The sequence below is a fragment of the Nonomuraea sp. 3N208 genome (genome assembly GCF_052245935.1).
Taxonomy (GTDB): Bacteria; Actinomycetota; Actinomycetes; order Streptosporangiales; family Streptosporangiaceae; genus Nonomuraea.
The window spans coordinates 12,694-29,591 of the sequence record NZ_JBQQBR010000060.1; the positions used below are offsets into that span (position 1 = coordinate 12,694).

Annotated in this window: 20 protein-coding genes and 1 riboswitch; of the genes, 7 read left to right on the top strand and 13 right to left on the bottom strand. The window is 68.2% G+C overall.

The features are described 5' to 3' along the window. Positions 1–179 precede the first annotated feature (179 nt). Positions 180–1,124, top strand: coding sequence for an ATP-binding cassette domain-containing protein (locus tag ACTWPT_RS52990; protein ID WP_443185166.1), 945 nt, complete (start codon positions 180–182; stop codon positions 1,122–1,124). After that, complete coding sequence (locus ACTWPT_RS52995) at positions 1,105–1,851, top strand: ABC transporter permease (protein WP_443185167.1); 747 nt, start codon at positions 1,105–1,107, stop codon at positions 1,849–1,851. The genes ACTWPT_RS52990 and ACTWPT_RS52995 overlap by 20 nt, the downstream gene beginning before the upstream one ends. Here ACTWPT_RS52995 and ACTWPT_RS53000 read toward each other — a convergent pair whose 3' ends face one another. Then, a complete protein-coding gene (locus ACTWPT_RS53000; RefSeq protein WP_443185168.1) occupies positions 1,852–2,943 on the bottom strand; it encodes a calcium:proton antiporter in 1,092 nt (363 codons plus the stop codon). Positions 2,944–3,036: 93 nt separating this feature from the next. On the opposite strand from ACTWPT_RS53000, the gene ACTWPT_RS53005 reads away from it, so the two are divergent. Then, positions 3,037–3,552: an NUDIX hydrolase gene (locus ACTWPT_RS53005; protein ID WP_443185169.1), complete on the top strand. Its 516-nt coding sequence runs from the start codon at positions 3,037–3,039 to the stop codon at positions 3,550–3,552. Here ACTWPT_RS53005 and ACTWPT_RS53010 read toward each other — a convergent pair. Beyond that, a complete protein-coding gene (locus ACTWPT_RS53010; RefSeq protein WP_443185170.1) occupies positions 3,529–4,203 on the bottom strand; it encodes a flavin reductase family protein in 675 nt (224 codons plus the stop codon). The genes ACTWPT_RS53005 and ACTWPT_RS53010 overlap by 24 nt on opposite strands. A gap of 52 nt (positions 4,204–4,255) precedes the next feature. Further along, complete coding sequence (locus ACTWPT_RS53015) at positions 4,256–4,867, bottom strand: GNAT family N-acetyltransferase (protein WP_443185171.1); 612 nt, start codon at positions 4,865–4,867, stop codon at positions 4,256–4,258. A gap of 7 nt (positions 4,868–4,874) precedes the next feature. After that, a riboswitch (SAM riboswitch) is annotated at positions 4,875–4,965 on the bottom strand. A 160-nt stretch (positions 4,966–5,125) separates the two neighbouring features. Between ACTWPT_RS53015 and ACTWPT_RS53020 the strand changes: the two genes are divergently transcribed. Further along, positions 5,126–5,740 carry a maleylpyruvate isomerase N-terminal domain-containing protein gene (locus tag ACTWPT_RS53020; RefSeq protein WP_443185172.1) on the top strand — a complete coding sequence of 205 codons (615 nt, stop codon included), beginning with the start codon at positions 5,126–5,128 and terminating at the stop codon, positions 5,738–5,740. Between the two features lie 127 nt (positions 5,741–5,867). Here the strand turns inward: ACTWPT_RS53020 and ACTWPT_RS53025 are convergent, their stop codons facing one another. The 6 genes from ACTWPT_RS53025 to ACTWPT_RS53050 form a co-directional block, all read right to left on the bottom strand. Further along, entirely contained in the window at positions 5,868–6,227 is a 360-nt protein-coding gene (locus tag ACTWPT_RS53025) for a nuclear transport factor 2 family protein (protein ID WP_443185173.1), read from the bottom strand. A 253-nt stretch (positions 6,228–6,480) separates the two neighbouring features. Next, complete coding sequence (locus ACTWPT_RS53030) at positions 6,481–8,046, bottom strand: alpha/beta fold hydrolase (RefSeq protein WP_443185174.1); 1,566 nt, start codon at positions 8,044–8,046, stop codon at positions 6,481–6,483. Positions 8,047–8,205: 159 nt separating this feature from the next. Further along, complete coding sequence (locus tag ACTWPT_RS53035) at positions 8,206–9,018, bottom strand: LLM class flavin-dependent oxidoreductase (RefSeq protein WP_443185175.1); 813 nt, start codon at positions 9,016–9,018, stop codon at positions 8,206–8,208. 118 nt (positions 9,019–9,136) lie between these two features. Next, positions 9,137–9,556 carry a hypothetical protein gene (locus ACTWPT_RS53040; RefSeq protein ID WP_443185176.1) on the bottom strand — a complete coding sequence of 140 codons (420 nt, stop codon included), beginning with the start codon at positions 9,554–9,556 and terminating at the stop codon, positions 9,137–9,139. 15 nt (positions 9,557–9,571) lie between these two features. Further along, the gene (locus ACTWPT_RS53045) at positions 9,572–10,330 is read right to left on the bottom strand and encodes an FHA domain-containing protein (RefSeq protein WP_443185177.1); all 759 of its coding nucleotides are present in this window, start codon (positions 10,328–10,330) and stop codon (positions 9,572–9,574) included. Positions 10,331–10,730: 400 nt separating this feature from the next. Then, the gene (locus ACTWPT_RS53050; RefSeq protein ID WP_443185178.1) at positions 10,731–11,276 is read right to left on the bottom strand and encodes a mycothiol transferase; all 546 of its coding nucleotides are present in this window, start codon (positions 11,274–11,276) and stop codon (positions 10,731–10,733) included. 210 nt (positions 11,277–11,486) lie between these two features. Between ACTWPT_RS53050 and ACTWPT_RS53055 the strand changes: the two genes are divergently transcribed. Genes ACTWPT_RS53055 through ACTWPT_RS53065 form a run of 3 tightly spaced genes read left to right on the top strand, consistent with a single transcriptional unit; the run spans position 11,487 to position 13,202 of the window. Next, positions 11,487–11,993, top strand: a complete 507-nt coding sequence (locus ACTWPT_RS53055; RefSeq protein WP_443185179.1) for a hypothetical protein — start codon at positions 11,487–11,489, stop codon at positions 11,991–11,993. 14 nt (positions 11,994–12,007) lie between these two features. Then, entirely contained in the window at positions 12,008–12,520 is a 513-nt protein-coding gene (locus ACTWPT_RS53060; protein WP_443185180.1) for an RNA polymerase sigma factor, read from the top strand. Further along, entirely contained in the window at positions 12,504–13,202 is a 699-nt protein-coding gene (locus ACTWPT_RS53065) for a zf-HC2 domain-containing protein (protein WP_443185181.1), read from the top strand. The genes ACTWPT_RS53060 and ACTWPT_RS53065 overlap by 17 nt, the downstream gene beginning before the upstream one ends. Positions 13,203–13,392: 190 nt before the next feature. On the opposite strand, the gene ACTWPT_RS53070 is transcribed toward ACTWPT_RS53065, so the two are convergent. The 4 genes from ACTWPT_RS53070 to ACTWPT_RS53085 all read right to left on the bottom strand — a co-directional run bounded on the left by ACTWPT_RS53070 (position 13,393) and on the right by ACTWPT_RS53085 (position 16,815). Continuing rightward, positions 13,393–13,680, bottom strand: a complete 288-nt coding sequence (locus ACTWPT_RS53070; RefSeq protein ID WP_443185182.1) for a TetR/AcrR family transcriptional regulator — start codon at positions 13,678–13,680, stop codon at positions 13,393–13,395. A gap of 365 nt (positions 13,681–14,045) precedes the next feature. After that, the gene (locus ACTWPT_RS53075) at positions 14,046–14,693 is read right to left on the bottom strand and encodes a hypothetical protein (protein WP_443185183.1); all 648 of its coding nucleotides are present in this window, start codon (positions 14,691–14,693) and stop codon (positions 14,046–14,048) included. 416 nt (positions 14,694–15,109) lie between these two features. Next, on the bottom strand, positions 15,110–15,967 hold the full coding sequence (locus tag ACTWPT_RS53080) for a fumarylacetoacetate hydrolase family protein (RefSeq protein WP_443185184.1): 858 nt from the start codon (positions 15,965–15,967) through the stop codon (positions 15,110–15,112). Then, positions 15,964–16,815, bottom strand: coding sequence for a dioxygenase family protein (locus tag ACTWPT_RS53085; RefSeq protein WP_443185185.1), 852 nt, complete (start codon positions 16,813–16,815; stop codon positions 15,964–15,966). The genes ACTWPT_RS53080 and ACTWPT_RS53085 overlap by 4 nt, the downstream gene beginning before the upstream one ends. Positions 16,816–16,898: the final 83 nt, after the last annotated feature.

A 16,898-nucleotide genomic window follows, 5' to 3' on the forward strand; every position in this document is an offset into this window, starting at 1 on the left:
GAGGCCCAAAACTGGCCGTCATCAGTGCGCCGCCCCGGCGGAGTTTCGGCAGGTAGGGGCCGTTTATGAACCTGACGTTCGCGTTTGCCAAAGGCGGTTTTTGCTGCCCAAACTTGGTTCGATCCTCAATCGAGCGCCCCGACCTGGGGTTTCTTCGCCATGCCCGCAGGAGGCCGACCATGATCCATGCCCGGGGCCTGACCCGAGTGTTCAAGCTCAAGAAGAAGGAGACCGTCGAGGCCGTCCGCGGCATCGACCTCGATGTCGAAGCCGGCCGCCTCGTGGCCTTCCTCGGCCCGAACGGCGCGGGCAAGTCGACCACGCTGCGCATGCTCACCACCCTCCTGCCGCCCACCTCGGGCACCGCCACGGTGGCCGGGCACGACGTGGCCACGGACCCGGCAGGCGTACGCTCCCGCATCGGCTACGTCGGCCAGCGCAACAGCGCGGGTGAGGACTTCCTCGCCCGCGACGAGCTGGTCACCCAGGGCCGCTGCTACGGCCTGCCCGTCAAGGAGGCGACGGCCCGCGCCGACGAGCTGCTCGACCTGCTCGACCTGACACCGCTGGCCAAGCGCAAGCCGGGCACGCTCTCGGGCGGCCAGCGCCGCCGTCTCGACATCGCGCTCGGCCTCGTCCACCGCCCCGACCTGCTCTTCCTCGACGAGCCCTCGACCGGCCTCGACCCGAAGAGCCGCGCCGAGATCTGGCAGCACATCCTGCGGCTGCGCGAGACGTACGGGACGACGTTGTTCCTGACCACCCACTACCTGGAGGAGGCCGACACCATGGCCGAGCGGGTGGTGATCATCGACAATGGCCGGATCATCGCGGACGGCACCTCGGAGCAGCTCAAGAACGACCTGGCCGGCGACCACATCATGCTCACCACCAGCACGGAGGAGGAGGCGCGACGGGCCGCGGGGATGGGCGGCGGGACGGCGGCGGGCACGACCGTACGCCTGCGGGTCGCCAACGCGGCCGCCGCCCTGCCCGAGTGCCTGCGTGCCCTGGACGGGGCCGGCATCAAGGTCGCCACGGCCGAGACCACCCGTCCCACCCTCGACGACGTGTTCCTCACTCTCACCGGGAGAAGCCTCACCGATGACGACATTCCTGCGTGACACCACCACCGTCTTCTCGCGCGAGTTCAAGCCCGCCCTGCGCGACCCCGCCGGGCTGCTGTTCGAGATGGGGCAGCCGCTGCTGTTCCTGTTCCTGTTCGGGTCGCTGCTGGACGGGGCGGTCGGCTCGTCGTGGCAATGGTTCGTGCCGGGGATCCTGGTCATGATGTGCCTCACGGGGCCCATGTCCGCCGGTTACACGTTGCTCGTCGAGCTGATCGGCGGCTCGATGGAGCGCATGCTGGTCACACCGCTGAACCGGACGGCGATGCTGGTGGGCAGGGCCATGAAGGCGATGATCGTCCTGCTGGTCCAGGCCGTGCTGATCATCCTGATGTCGCTGCCGCTGGGCTTCGAGCTGCACCCGGCGGGGGTGCTGGCCGGCCTGGCCCAGCTGGTGGTCTTCGGGGTCGGGCTGGGCGCCTTCTCATTCGTCCTGGCCATCAAGTCGGCCCCGGGAGGCACGCTGTTCTGGATCGTCAGCCAGTCGATCATGTTCCCCCTGCTGCTCCTGTCCGGCGTGCTGCTGCCGCTGGAGAGCGCCCCGGCGTGGCTGCGCGCGATCGGGCAGGTCAACCCGGTGACGTACATCGTGGACGCCCAGCGAGCCCTGTTCGCGGGCGACCTCGCCGACCCCTCGATCCTGTACGGCACCGCGTCCGCCTGCCTGATCGCCGCAGCCGGCCTCTACCTCGGCAACCGCGCCATGCGCCAGGGCGTCAACTGATCAGGGACTGATCGCCAGGAACACGAACGCCGCGAACAGCACCAGGTGCACCCCGCTCTGCATGAGCGTCGCCCGGCCCGGCACGACGGTGAGCGTCGAGACCACGACGGTCAGGGCCAGCAACACCATGTGGGTGCCGCCCAGCCCGAGCAGCAGTGGCCCTTCGAGCCAGATCGACGCCACCGCGATGACCGGGATGGTCAGCCCGATGCTGGCCATCGCCGACCCGAGCGCCAGGTTCAGGCTGATCTGGACCTGGTCGCGCCGGGCCGCGTTGAGTGCGGCGATCGTCTCGGGCAGCAGCACCAGCAGCGCGATCACCACGCCCACGAAGGCCTGGGGCAGCCCGGCCGACGACACCGCCAGCTCGATGACCGGCGACTCCACCTTGGCCAGGCCGACGACCGACACGAGCGCGACCAGCAGCAGCCCGAGGCTGGTCAGCGCGGTGCGTCCGGACGGCCTGGGCGCGTGCTCCTCTGGGTCGAGGGGCGCGCCGTCCCTGGGGACGGGGAGGAAGTAGTCGCGGTGCCGTACCGTCTGCGTCACCACGAACAACCCGTACAGCGCCAGGGAGGCCACTGCCGCGAAGGCGAGCTGGGCGGGCGAGAACGCCGGCCCTTGTGCGCTCGTCGTGAACGTGGGCAGCACCAGGCTCAGCGTGGCGAGCGTGGCCACGGTGGCGAGCGCCTTGCCCGTGCCCTCGGCGTTGAACTCCGCGATCCGCCGCTTCAAGGTGACGGTGAGCAGGGACAACCCCACGATCCCGTTGCAGGTGATCATCACGGCCGCGAACACGGTGTCGCGGGCCAGCGCCCCGGTCTGCGCGCCGCCGGAGATCATGAGGCTGACGATGAGCGCCACCTCGATCACCGTCACGGCCACCGCCAGCACCAGCGAGCCGAACGGCTCTCCGACGCGGTGCGCGATGACCTCGGCATGGTGCACCGCGGCCAGCACCGCCCCGGCCAACAGAAGGGCCGCGACGATCGCGATCGCGACCGGTAGCTCGCGGCCCCAGGTGAGCCCCAGCGCGAGCAGCGCCAGAGCTGGTATGAGAACGGTCCACAACCTCGCAGCGTTACGGATCATATACAGGGCGTTCTTCCCTTCTTTCGAGGGGGAATAGGGTTGCACCCTGATAATGCCTTGACATCACGTTTTAACGGGAATGAAGGTGACCTCGTGGCCCATGTGATCGCGACCGAAACCGTGCCCTGGATCCCCGTGGCGCACCGCCTCGACGTCATGCTCTCCCGGACCGTTCCGCCCGCGGCAAGCACCACGTCGGCGTTCGCGTTCGTCTCGGACGAGCTGGGCAGGACCCTGATGACCTGGGTGGATCGGGAAGGGCGCGGCTGGGACATCCCGGGCGGCCACCTCGAGCCCGGCGAGAGCGCGATCGACGCCGCGGCCCGCGAACTGCACGAGGAAACCGGCCTGTGCCTCCCGTCCGCCGCCCTGTCGATCTTCGCCTGGCAGCGCATCCAGCTCTTTGACGCTCCGCCCGCCGAGTACCGTTACCCGTCATTGGCGTACATGGCCATGTTCCGCGCCGTCCACCCGGGCCCGGGTGCCCCGACCCGCCCGCCGGCCGGTTCTGAGAGCACCCGCGCCGAGTGGCTGCCACGCGCGGACATCGAGCGCCTCTGCGGGCCCCGTACGTGGCTGACGCTGCTAGAGGTCGCGGGCTCGCGCTAGATCTTCGCCTCGGTAGAGATGCTCGGGAATGGTGGCGAGCGTGGACGGATGGACCTGCGCCCCCAGCCCGTAGAACTTCTGGAAGCTCATGATCAGCGGCCGCCAGGCGTCGGGGTCGATGCGGTCGCTCGTCCCGGCCATTCTGATCTCTTCGTGCACCCACACCCGCTGCACACGTACCTCGAACGCCAGCGTCCCACCGTCGTCCCCTACCGGATGCACCGCCTCGACCACGGCCTCCATGCTGACCGGGCACTCGGCCACCCGCGGCGGCGCCACCGTCTCGGAGGGCGTGGCGGTCAGCCCGGCCCGCTGAAACTTGTCCGGCACGTACCGATATCCCCGCTCCCACTTGCGGTCAGGAACGGGATTGGAGCCGGTGGTGAGCGCCAGCCGGTCAACGGCGGTGGCGAGCGCGTCGGAGGGCAGATTCAGTACGCATTCCCGCGTCCTGACCAAGTTTTGAGCCGTCTTGGCCCGTGAACCCAGTCCCAGCATGCCCCGCCAGCCGAGCCAGAAGGCCGACGACATGGGGGCCAGGTTGGGGGTGCCGTCCTCGTTCAAGGAGGAGAGCAACACCACGGGCGTGCCGAAGTAGAGGATGCTGGGCTCGATCCTGGCGTGCGGGTCCGCGTCAACGAGAATGCTCATGCAGACCAGTGTCGTGGCTCGTCAGAGGGGCCGCTGGCAGGTATCGGACAGCTCAGCGGCGACTCAGGACCCGGGCGCTCAGGGCCGCTTTGACCTCCGACCACTCATCGGCGACCACGGAGAAGATGGCCGAGTCCCGCACCTTTCCTTCCTCGCCCGGCGCCCACGAGGGTGACCAGTTCCGCAGCACACCCTCGAACCGGGCGCCGAGGCGCTCGATCGCCCGCCGCGAGCGCGTGTTCCGCGCATCGGTCTTGAGATCGACCCGCACCACGCCGAGCGCCTCGAACGCGTACGTGAACAGCAGCAGCTTGGCCTCGGCGTTGATGCCCGTGCCCTGCGCCGACGCCGCCAGCCACGTCCACCCCACCTCGATCGCCCGCAGTTCCTCCCGCCCCGGCCAGCTGCGAGGATCCCAGAACGCCGTGCACCCGACGGCCCTACCGTCCGCCACCCGCACCTGCGCGAACGGCGTCAGCCCCGCGCGCTCCCTCTGGTCCCGCAGGTACGCCTCGACGTCCGCACCCCGAGGCACCAGGGTGAACGCGTAGGCGGAGCGATCCTCCTCCGCCGCCCACGCCAGATCCGCCGCATGCCGCATCGCCAGCGGCTCCAGCCTGACCAGTGATCCGTGCAGCACGGGAACATCGAGCCGCAGGCTCATCGAAACCCCCTCATCGTTCCTGGCGTTGGCACCTTGCCGCTTCGGGCAGGTTGCCGGACCGTCACCGGGCCAGGTCCCTCAGATCCTCTGGATGAATATCGGTGCGGAGATCATGCCCGACTCCCGAGAGCTCCGTCAACGCGACGCCCTTGGAGGAGCCGGTCGCCCCGGCCGGGATCTCGAAGGCCCGGCTTCGCCCGCCTTCTTCGACCCTCGCCCGCGGGAGTTCTGTCAGTGCCGTATGCGATGATCCACCGCATGGACGGAAGCATGGTGCTGCAGACCGCAACCGAATGCGAGAGTTTCCTGCGTTCGGCAGCAGATCGGAACTGGGCGGAAACCCCCATTCCCGGGATGGACTGGACCGTCGCACGGGCCGTGGCTCACGTAAGCGACTGCCTGCTGTGGTACGCCACCGATCTTGCCGCCGGCGAGCGGGAGCTCAGCACCACGGACATCCACGTCCGCCCTGAGTCGAAGCCAGACGACCTCATCGCCACGATGACCACATACGCCACGGTCCTTGCGCGTGTCATCGACGCCAGTGCTCCTGGAACTCGCGGATGGCATCCTTTCGGTCTCGCGGACCCGTCCGGCTTCGCCGCGATGGCCTGCGACGAGATGCTCGTGCACACCGCCGACGTCGGCTCCGGCGTCGGTCAGACCTTCCTCCCTGCCGAGAAGTCAGCGGCAGCCACCTTGCGTCGCTTGTTTCCGTGGGCGCCGGCGGACACGGACCCGTGGGAGACGTTGTTGTGGGCCAACGGCCGCGCCGACCTCCCCGGCCAAGAGCGGCAGGTGGGGTGGAGATGGCACTGCGCCCCGCTGACCGAATGGAATGGCACCAACCCCAGACGCCGAGTAGCTCACTAGGGGGCCACACCCTGTCCACGACGGACAGCCCATCCGGCGCTGCCTTGACACGCAACCGTCATCGTCCACCGGACGTATCTCTTGGAGAGGGCCCATCATGCCGAAGCAGGTTGGGCCAGGCCGCACGTTACATGGGCGTCTGGTGGAGAAGGACGACACGCCAGCCATCCGGGGTCCGGCGGTAGACCGTTGAGGCGTACCACGAGGACGTCTCATCGCCGGTAGTGCTCGTCAGTTTGTAGGCGACCACGGCTCCGGCGTCGCCGAGCGGTTTGACCACGATGTCGTGTGCCTGGTTGCGCCGGTCGGGGTTTCCGCTTCCCTTGGCGTACATGTCGAGAACCTGTTGCTTGGACACGATGCCGTAATTTCCCATGGCGACGAAGTCATCGGCGCAGTGCTCCGCGAAAAACCCCTCGTCATAGGCCGCGTCGGCGTCCAGCATGCGCTGCTCGATTTCTGCCAGCGTCTTTTCGATGTCGCTCATGCAGTCCCCACTCCTTTGTGAATACGCGATCCAGGCTGGCAGCTTTACCTGACACCTCCCGACAGGTACGACCGGTGTACTCGTGCGTCTTCAGGAGCGAAGGGCTTGGTCATGGCCTCGAGCGCCGTGCTGAGCCAGTCCTGGCGACCGGCTCAGCACGGAACTGAATGGCTGGAGCACATGGACACTGTCCTGGCCCCGTATGTCGGCCATGGACGCGATGCCGGCTTATGCCGGTGTGGTCATCGCCCGGCTATGAGCGGGACGACGGCGCGACCGGACCGCCCCAGGGGAGCCCGTCCGTCGGCCACAGCTCGGCCTGCCGCTTGAGCGTGGTCTCGACCCTGCCGCCCACGGGGCAGCGGAAGCCGTGCGGCGGCACCGTCAGCGAGATCAGGTAGTTGTCGATGGGTACCGTGCTGCACTCGTCCTTGCCGTAGATGCGGTGGCCCCAGCCTTCGTAGGTGAGCAGCACGGCCTTGGGGCCGAGCTGGCGGTTCACGTTGGCGGACCATATCCACGGGGTGGAGGGGTCGTGGATCGAGTTGCCCAGCAGGATCGGAGCGCTGCCCGTGTAGCGCAGCGTGTGCTGCGGGTTGGTGGTGGGGTGGTTGAGGCAGACCGGCAGATCCTCGATCGGCATCGGGTTGAAGCGCATGTCCGGGGCGAAACGGGCGGAGTTCCGCATGATCTCGGCGTACTCGTCATAGTTGCGCACCCGGAGGTTGTAGTCCTCGCAGAGGATCACGGTCGGCAGGTGCGCGACCTCCCCGGACACGGGCTGCCGGCCGGGCAGCGGCGGCATCCAAGACGGCGGCTCGCCACCGTCCAGGGCGCGAATCACCTCGCTCATCAGCTGCCAGGCAGGCCCCTCGGTGCCCAGCACGCCGTTCCACAGGACCTGCAGCTCGGTCATCGGGCGATCCGGAACGCCGGGCCAGTAGAGCTCGCCCTTGCGTGCTTTGTCCAGCAGCCTGGCCCACACCGCGCGGACGTCCTGCCCGTGCAGGGCGCAACTGGGCTCCTGGTCGCACCAGCCGACGAACTGGTCGAAGGCGTCCTCGACCGCGGCGGCCTCGGTGTACAGGAACGCCTTGACGCCGAGGCTGTGGTCCATGTTGCTGTCCAGGGCCAGGGCACGGATCCGGTTCGGGAACAGCTCGGCGTACATCTGCCCGAGTAGCGTGCCGTACGAGACCCCGTAGAAGGTCAGCTTCTCCTCGCCAAGCGCGGCGCGCAGGGCGTCCATGTCACGCGCGACGTTGACCGAGTCGACGTGGTCGTAGAGGGGCCCGGTGCGGGCCCGGCAATCGGCGTGCAGCTTCTTGTTGTAGGCGGTCCACGTGTCGAAGTCGGCCTGGCTCTTGATGACGGCGTACGGCATCTGGTTGAACACCGACGCCGAGCAGATCACCGGGTTACTGCGGCCCACGCCGCGGGGGTCGAAACCGACGATGTCGAACCGCTTCTGAATCTCCTCGGTGAAGAAACCGGGGGAGCTGTAGGCGAACTCCACACCCGATCCGCCCGGGCCACCCGCGCCGAGCACCAGGGACCCGACCCGGGCGGAGGGGTCGGTGGCCTTGCGCCGGGCAACGGCCAGGTCGACGGTGGGCCCGTCCGGCTTGGACCAGTCGATCGGGACGGTCAGCTTGCCGCACTCAGCGGCGGGCTCCTCATCGCAGGGCTGCCATGCGATGCCGCCCCTCTCGCTGACCGCCGAGACGCCGTTCTCAGCGGCCGCCCCGGCCGGCAAGACGGGTAACAGCGCCGCCATCGCCACGAAGGCGGCGACGAGCAGAGAAGATCTTCTTCGCACGTTGCTCCAATCGTTGGTCGGTCGGCCGGCCCGCTCACGCGGCGCACGGCCGATCTTCGATCATTCCCGGTCGGCGCCGCACGCGGAGAAAAATTGGAAATTTCCTTCAAAGCGACCGGGATCAGGCTGGAGACGCCTCACCACATGGCGATGAGCAGCTCATGTCTCACGTGGCGGACCCGCCTTGATGCGCTGCACGAGTTGTTCCGTGGAACCCCGATATCCATGGAGGTGCTCCAGCCACCAGGTGGCGCCCGCATCCGCGTACGCCTTGACCGAGGAGCCAGGCTCGCTCACCCCGATGAGCGCCACATCGAAATCCGCATCTGAAGGCCGGTGCTGAAGCACCTCGCCGACCTGAACAGCGAGGGCTTCTGGTGACAGCGTCATGCGGCACTCCTGGTCGTCACCGCCGACGATCCAGCCGTCCCAGCGAGCGGCACGACGAAGAGCACCCGGAGCCGAGCCTCCGACCCACACAGGGACCCGGGGGCGCTGGAGCGGCAGTGACAACAGCCGTACCCCATCGACCGTGTAGTGGGCGCCCCTGTGGCGCACTTCGGCGCCGGACCAGAGCGAGGAAATGACGTCCAGCGCCTCGTCGAGCACGCTCCCCCTGGGCCGAGGCGAGCCGAAGGCGGTGAACTCGGCGGTCACCCCGCCCAGCCCGGCGCCGAGGATCGCCCGGCCACCGCTCAACCGGTCGAACGTGGCCACGGTGTGAGCCAGCGTTTCCGGACGATGCCGGGCCACGGCGGTCACCGCCGTGCCCAACCGGATACGAGAGGTTTCCTGGGCCGCGGCGGCCAGCACCACCCACGGGTCGGCCGATGGCGTGCCCCAGGCGAAGGCGAGGTGATCCCACACCACCACGGCGTCCCATCCGGCGGCCTCGGCCTCCCGAGCCAGTGAAACCAAGCGCGCCGGCTCGGCGAGGTCACCGAGGATCGCGACGTCGATGCCGTAACGCATGCGTCCACTCAAGCATTCAGCACCGACAGTTCCGCCGTCTGACCGCGTCGGCGCCTCCGTGGACGCCGCCTTCCGCCCGACCGTCGCGCCTGGGCGTGAGATGTTCGCGGAACCCGGATCAGTGGCCGAGGAGTGCGATCACTCCGGCGCCCAGCGGGCCCAGCCACTGGGCGATCCGGCCCAGGGCGTCGATCAATGTGGTGCCTGCGTCGGCGAGCGCTCCGGCGCGCTCCAGCCCCGATGTGAGCGCCTCGAGGTGCCCGGCCGCCTGCTCTCTGTCGGGCGTCTCTACTAGCACCGCGTCCTCGACCGCGGACAGTTCGCGCTCCACGTTCTGGCATTCGGCCGCGGTCAGCCTCAGCTCGCCGAGAGCGCTCCTGATGACCTCCAGGTCGGCGTGGAGGGCCTGCATGATCTGATTCCCCGCGACGCCGTGGATGTCTCTCCCGGCGACCTGGTGATGCCCGCCAACGTACTGCGTGCCGCTCCCCGCGTTCACCGGCCCGCTGACATTCCCGAAACGGAAGGTCTCCCCCATTACCGCCACCTCTCCCTAACGGCGCGGCCCGCGCCGCCGCCGATTGCGCTCCTGCGCGCGCTTACGCGCGGCCTTGGACATGGACGAGCCGATCGCCGCGAGCACGCCACCGGCCACTACAAGACCGAAACCCGCGGGCGCCATGAGGATCCCCGGCAGCAATTCCCTTTCGAACGGATTTGTGAAATCGTCCGAGGCCATGGCTCCGAAGATGAGGGACATCCAAATGCCGAACCCCGCCAGAGCGACCATCGTGCCAAGGATCAGGAGGACGCGCCCAAACCCTTTCCCCTGGAAGACCTCGTCGAACGGCTCATAATCGGCATTCACTTGAATGTCGTAATTGTCGCCATAGATGTCTCTGCCGGCCGACTGGTGATGTCCGCCTACGTACTGGACGCCACTCCCGGCGTTCACCGGCCCGCGTACGTCCCCGAACCCGTAACTCGCCGGAGGAGCCGCCCCGGCAGGCTGCACGAACCGCAGCTCCGCATACCCCATCCGCAGCTGGTCCCCGTCACACAGCACCTGACCACTGACGATCTTATGGCCGTTGACCCACGTCCCGTTCCGCGACCCGAGATCGTTGATGACCACGTGGTCCCCGGTCCGATCGAGCGACGCGTGCCGCCGGCTGACACCGTCGACCTCCAACCGGATCCCCGCTCCGGGCATGCTGCCGATCTCGGTGCGCCCAACGGGAATATCAAACCTAACCCCCGCCATCCCCCTGCTGACAACAAGCAACTGGGGGCTGAGAATCCGGAAACCCACCCATGCGCACCCCCTTGACGCCGGCAGGGCAATCTAGCATCCTCCCGCGAATTACGAAAAGCACCCTTAACGCAATTGATCAACTCAATCTGATTACACTTTTATATGACATGCAGAATTTCCATTTAGGACAGTTCCGAAAAGAAGTATCAGGTTGGCGTTCTCCTTCGGCTCGCCCTCTCCCTCACGGAGTACATCCCGATATTCCCGCGGCAGCGAGCATCGCCCAGTTGGCGTCGAAAGAGTACTCGCGGTACTCCCACACCGGGATGCGTATGGCATCCACCATGGCCAGAGCGCGGCATGCACAGCACTGACACCGCACGCAGCGCTGCAACACAACTCGCCCCTGTGGTTGACGGCTTGGTGGCTGACGGGGCGCCCGCCTCGGGCGCCGATCTCAACCGTTCGGCTGGGGCGGGTCCTCGCCCACCAGGCCATCGATCGCCTCGCGGAAGAGGTCTGCGTGGCCGACATGCCGGGCGTATTCGTCGTGGACGTCGACCAGGACGCGGCGCACGTTGGGCGATTGGCCGTCCTCGGTGACGGTGAACCCGGCGGGCCGGTCGAGGCCGCCGTCGGCCAGCACCCTTGCCACAGCGGCCCGGGTGCGGGCAACCGCCTCGCGCCAGCGGGTGTAGAGCTCGTCGGGCGTATCCTCGGCAGCGGTTTCCCATTCCCAGCCGTGTTCGGCGGTGTCCCAGGGAGGCGTAGGCCGCTCCCCGAACAGGCGCCAGGCCGCCGTCTCCTCTTCGACCCGGGTCAGGTGCTTGATCAACCCGCCCATGGTCATCGTGCTCGGTGGGTGCGACCGGTTCAGGGCGGCGGCCCCCAGCCCGCCGGTCTTCCAGGCGAACGTGGCACGGGAGCGGTCGAGGGCGAACAGCAGCATCTCAACCTCGCCGGCAGTCAGAGACGGCTCGTTAATGACGGTGTCGTCGGTCATGGTCCGCATGCTAAGGCGGGTTCCGGATGTTTTCCTTCCGGAATGCTCACGACATCCGGGTCGCCTTGAGACCCAGATGGAGACCGGGCGGAGAATCCTGTGGCCGGGTGCGCCGGGTCGCGCTGGGGCTTGAGGTTGGGCGCAATCAGCGCCGCCTGTCATCCGTCCGTAGGGGTAGCAGGAAAAACAAGCTCGCACAAGGAGCCCGCGATGGCCATCGAACCTCTGGCAACTCGGCTGGCTCGCGGCGCGGTGGGTGGCCTGATCTCCGGCCTGATCTTTGCCGGGGTCACCATGTGGTTCGCCTCCACCCAGCCGCCCGGCAAGGCCGATATGCCGCTGCACATGATCGCCAGCATGGTGCAGGGCGGCCGGGAAGCAATCATGGCGGGGCAGACCAGCATCTGGGTCGGACTGGTGGTGCACATGGTGCTGTCCATGGCCTTCGGCCTGGTGTTCGCGCTCATCGTCCCGTGGCTGCGCTCCAACGGCACCATCGCCCTGGTCGGCACCGTGTACGGCGCACTTTTGTACGTGGTCAACTTCCTGGTGCTCTCGCCGCTGCTGTTCCCGGTGTTCCGGGACGCCAACCAGCCGTTCGAGCTGTTCGCTCACGTGGTGTTCGGCACGGTGCTGGCGTTCTTCTTCTACGGATCCGGAGTCCGTCGCCCGGAGGGCTTCCTGGCGATCGGCTCGCCCAACCGGGCCACCCACTGAGACGGAACCGGCTCATGACCCGGCGGCAGGAGCGGTTCCTGCAGGCCACCATGCCTGCGTCGGACCTGGTGTACAACCTGGCCCGGCGGCTCACCACCTGCGCCGCCGACGCCGAGGACCTGGTCCAGGAGACCTATACGCGGGCGTGGGCAGCCTGGCAGGACGGCCGCCGCCCGCACAAGGCGGCGCCGTGGCTGGCCACCATCTGTCTCAACCTGGGCCGCGACCGACTGCGCCGTACCGCCACCCGTGCCGAGACGAGCTGGCAGCCTGGCTTTGACCCGCCAGGGCCGGCGGACGTGGAGGACGAGGCGATCAACCACTCGCTGGTCGAAACGGCCATCCGACGGCTTCCCGTCGACGAGCAGATCGCCCTGGTCCTGATGGACCTGTGCGGGTTCACCGCCGCCGAGGTCGCCGCCATCACCAACAGCCCGCGGGGCACCGTGCTGGCCCGGGCGCATCGCGGCCGCAAGAAGCTGGCGCACACCATCGAGGGGGTGAGGCCGAATGCGCCACGATCCTGAAAGGGATGCCGCCGCCTACCTCGCCGGCGAGCTCAGCACGCTGCGCCGCATCCGGTTCGAGCGGCACATGCTGGACTGCCGCGCATGCTGGAGTGAGGCCAACACCGCGCATGAGGGCCGGATCCTGGCCGAGTCGCTGCGCGAGGTGGCGCCGGCCTCGACCCGGGAGCGGATCCGGGCGGTTGCCGACGTCCCCGCCGAGTCCTCGGTGCGGCACCGCGCCCGCTGGCCGTACGTACTGGCCGCAGCTGCCGCGGCGCTGATGGTCCTGGCCGCCGTGGTCATCCCGCAGGTGATCGAGCGCCGCCAGCCCGCGCCCTTGGTGGCCGCTGCCGCACTGCTGAAGTCCGACGCCCTGACGCTTGACCGTGAACCTGTTCCCGCGATGAAGACCATCGGAACGTACGGCTGGCGCGGCACGACCCAGCGCGACCTGGCCGGCATCCCGGCCACCGTCTACGACTACGCCGCCCCAGGGGGGCGCCGGCTGCTCGTCATCGCCTCGTCTCAGGAATTCCCCCGAGCCGGGAATGCCCGTGACCTCGACCCGGCGCCGAGCTGGCTGGCGACGGTCGACGAGGTATCGCTGCTGTGTGCGGACAAGCACGGCCTGTCCTGGCTCGCGGCGGCACCCGATGACGCCACGGCCCTGAGAGCCGGCCACGCGCTCGGCCTGACCTGACCGCCGATCGGTGGTGCGCTGAGACGCAGGCGACAACGCCACCGTCTCCTGGGCCTCCGTCCCTGATCAGCCCTGGGCTCGGGACCGCGGGGCGAGTGTTGCTGTCGCTGGTGGCCGCTGTGGCAGTCACCCCAGCTGAGGTCCTCGTCCTCGCCCGTCACGCGAGCGGTCGTCAATCATGTCGGTCTCGTCAGCATGACCGCACCAGCCGGTCGAAGAAGGCGGCGATCGCGGGCAATCCCCGCCCATCGGTGGCCAGAGCGTCGAATACCGGCCGTGACTGCCGCTCCAGATAGTGGCGCAGAGCGGCCGCGTAGAGCTGCTGTTTCCCGCCGAACGTGGCATACAGGCTGGAGCGGCTCAATCCGGTGACGGCCACCACGTCGTTGATCCCCGTGGTGTCCGCTCCGCGCTCCCAGAACAGGCGTACCACCTGGTCCAGGGCGACGTCGGGGTCGAAATGCTTGATGTCCGGCATCTCGCGACTCCCATCTTGGAACGACTGATCCAAGATAGGACGTCGGACGCGCAAAGGTCAACTCCATGCGTTCGGGAAAGGCGAAAGACTCATTGCGGAGAGCCTCGCCATTGTGTTCATCCGGACCGCCTGGAGGCGCCGGGTTATCGGCGGCCTCTTCGCATTGATTCCAGGGTGAATCTTGGCCCCCACATACCAGCGAGCGGTGACCCCACCCCGTGATCGCCGGAACTTCGGCCGACGAGATTTGGCCTCACCCGCCTTGGTCCCATCGTCGCTGCTTGAAGGCCAGCCACCCACGATGGCCCGGAACTCCAATGGCTACGGTGATCCGCCACCCGACGGTCCAGCGAAGAGGCGCGGGGTCATTCGTCGTCTGGATCTGCCGGCTCCACGGTCGGTGCGATCTGCAGTGGTGTCGCGGCCCCGCCAGCGATCTCGCGCCCTTGATTCAGCGTGTAGTCAAGCTGCCTGGCCAGGTGTGGGAGGGTCGCCGGAGGTAGATACGCATCAGCGCCGGCGTCAAGTAGTCGTCGGACCGGGCCGTGGTACTGAACTCCGAGTTCGTGGTCCTCGATTTCGGTGACGATGACGCGAGCTTTCGGGAACATCGATCGGAGCGCTGTGATCAGCTGCGGGCTGCCTGGAGGCACCAGCAGCACATCGGTCGTTGCGGGAGCTGCATGCATATCGAGCACTACGTAGTCCGGCCCCAGCTGGGTGGATAGCGCAACCCGAGCCGCGCTCGACAGCTCCATCGCGGTGGCCACGACTGTCACGCTCTCGTAGTCGATCGGTGCTTGATCGTTGGCCTCATCTGGCGCGTCGCGATCGACGATGGCGCCTTGGACCACGTCAATGGTGCTGGAGATCGTCGCGATCGACGCGCCGTCACGCGTGAGGACCAAGTTCTCACCAGGCTCGAGGGCGTCGATGAGCGCCACGACGTCTTCGGGCAGGCAGGTCACGTCGATTCGCTGCGTGGAGCGTGGGGCGCGTTTGCGGATCACCATGCCTGGGACACGCTCACGGCTGCGAGGGCACCCTGCGTCATGCGCAGCCCCGGTCGCCTAGCGAAAGACCCATCCACGGTGACATGGTTGCCTGTCCCGAAGGTGCCGCTCAACCAGATGATCACATGAGTCCCTTCTGATGCTGTGATCTTGTTGGATGCCACTACACGACCATTGGTTCGACGCCGCGCCGGAACTTCCCTCATCGTCCATGTCCGTGCCTATCAACGGCGACGCGAAGGTGGGCCATGGGAGGCGGCCAGGCCGCGCAACGCATCACTACCGTCACTGGCGATCGCGGTCCTGGTGCTCAACGTCGCCCTGGCCGCCTACAAGCCCAGCAAGCAAGTCGTACGCACCCTCAAATGAGCCCTCGGTGCCCGGCGTGCGCTTGCCGTTGATCCAATGCGGGATGGTCATGCGATGTCCCCGGGCTGGGCGCGGCCGTCGGCTCCCACGATGGGGGTGCGCAGCGTGCCGAGCCGGTCGATCTCGACCTCCACGACGTCGCCCGGCTGCAGCAGCCACGGCGGCGTGCGGACGTAGCCGACGCCGTCGGGGGTGCCGGTGGCGATGACGTCTCCAGGGTTGAGCGTCAGGGTACGGCTGATCAGGGAGAGCACCTCCCCCACCGGGAAGATCATGTCGCGGGTGTTGCCGTCCTGGACCATGGTGCCGTTCACCCGCGTCTGGACGCGCAGCCCGTCACGCAGGTCGCCGACCTCGTCCGCGGTGACGATCGGCCCCATGGGGCCGCTACGGTCGCCGTTCTTGCCCAGCGTCCACTGCGTGGTGAGCTTCTGGGCGCGGCGGGCGGTCAGGTCGTTGAAGGTGGAGTAGCCGAACATGGCCGCGAGCGCGGTGCCGGGGTCCACGTCGCACAGGGGCTCGGCGACGTACGCGGCGACCTCGCCCTCCCAGTCCAAGCCAGGCTCCCCGGCCGGGACAGGCGCGGGCACGTCGCCGACGCTGAGCGAGGCCGTCCAGCGGCCGAACAAGGTCGGGTGCTCGGGCACCTCGAACGAGCCCTCCGCGGCGTGGGCGCGGTAGTTGAGCCCCACGCAGATCACCCGCGCCGACGCGGGTACCGGCGGCGCGAAGCGCACCGACTCGACCGGCACGGCGTGGCCGGTGAGCTGGGCGGCCCTGGCCGTCCAGCCGCGGGCGTCGGCCCAGAAGCGTGCCACGTCGGTCACGATCTGGACGGTGTCGCCGTCCAGACGCGCGATGTGCACGATGTCGTCTCCGGGAAGCCGGACTCCGGCGAGCTTCACTGTCCTTCCTTCCAGTCGAGAGGCACCAGCTTGAGATCGAACTCGATCTCCTCGTACGGGCCGTCCATCTCCCACCCTTCGGTACGCGGCCGAGGACGGCAGATCAGCTCCTCCTTGACCGCGAACGCGGCGTCGGATTCGAGGTAGGGATCGTCGGCCAGGAACACATGGGTGGTCAGCGTCCGGTATCCCGGCGCGGTGACGCGATAGTGCAGGTGGGCCGGGCGCATGGGGTGGCGGCCGATGGACTTCAGCAGCCTGCCGCCGGTGCCGTCGGTGGGAACCGGGTAGCTGCTCGGCCGGATGGTGCGGAACCAGAAGCGGCCCTCGGCGTCGGCGGTGAACAGGCCGCGCAGGTTGCCGCGGTCCTGGGCGTCGTCCTGGGTGTCGTACAGACCGGTGTCGTTGGCCTGCCACAGATCCACGACCGCGCCCGCGAGCGGGGTGCCGTCGCAGTCCAGCACGCGCCCGTGGACGACCGTGGGGACCGCCCGCTCCCGCTCGGGACCGAAGCTGATCCAGGCGCCGAGCTCACGCGGAGGCGCCGGCGAGTGGAACGGGCCCTCGACCGAGGACGGGGTCATGCCCTCCGGTCCGGCGTGGTTGACGTCGTCGACCGCCGAGGTCAGCCCCAGCATGTCGGACAGCAGGATGAACTCGTTGCGGTCCGGTGTGCACATCTTCCCCGTCGCGATCAGGAAGTCCAGCCCGGCCAGCCACTCGCGCTCGGTGGGCCGCATCTCCTCCACGAAGGCATGCAGATGCGTGACCAGCGCGGAGACGATCTCGTTCAGCCGCGGATCCGGTCCGTCGACCTGGCTGAGCACTTGACGCAGAAGCGGGGTCACGCGGCACCTCCGATGACGAGCAATCGATTCATCGCTACCCTCCTTGGCACGGAAGAAGTCGCTGGCCAGCAGGCGGGTCGACG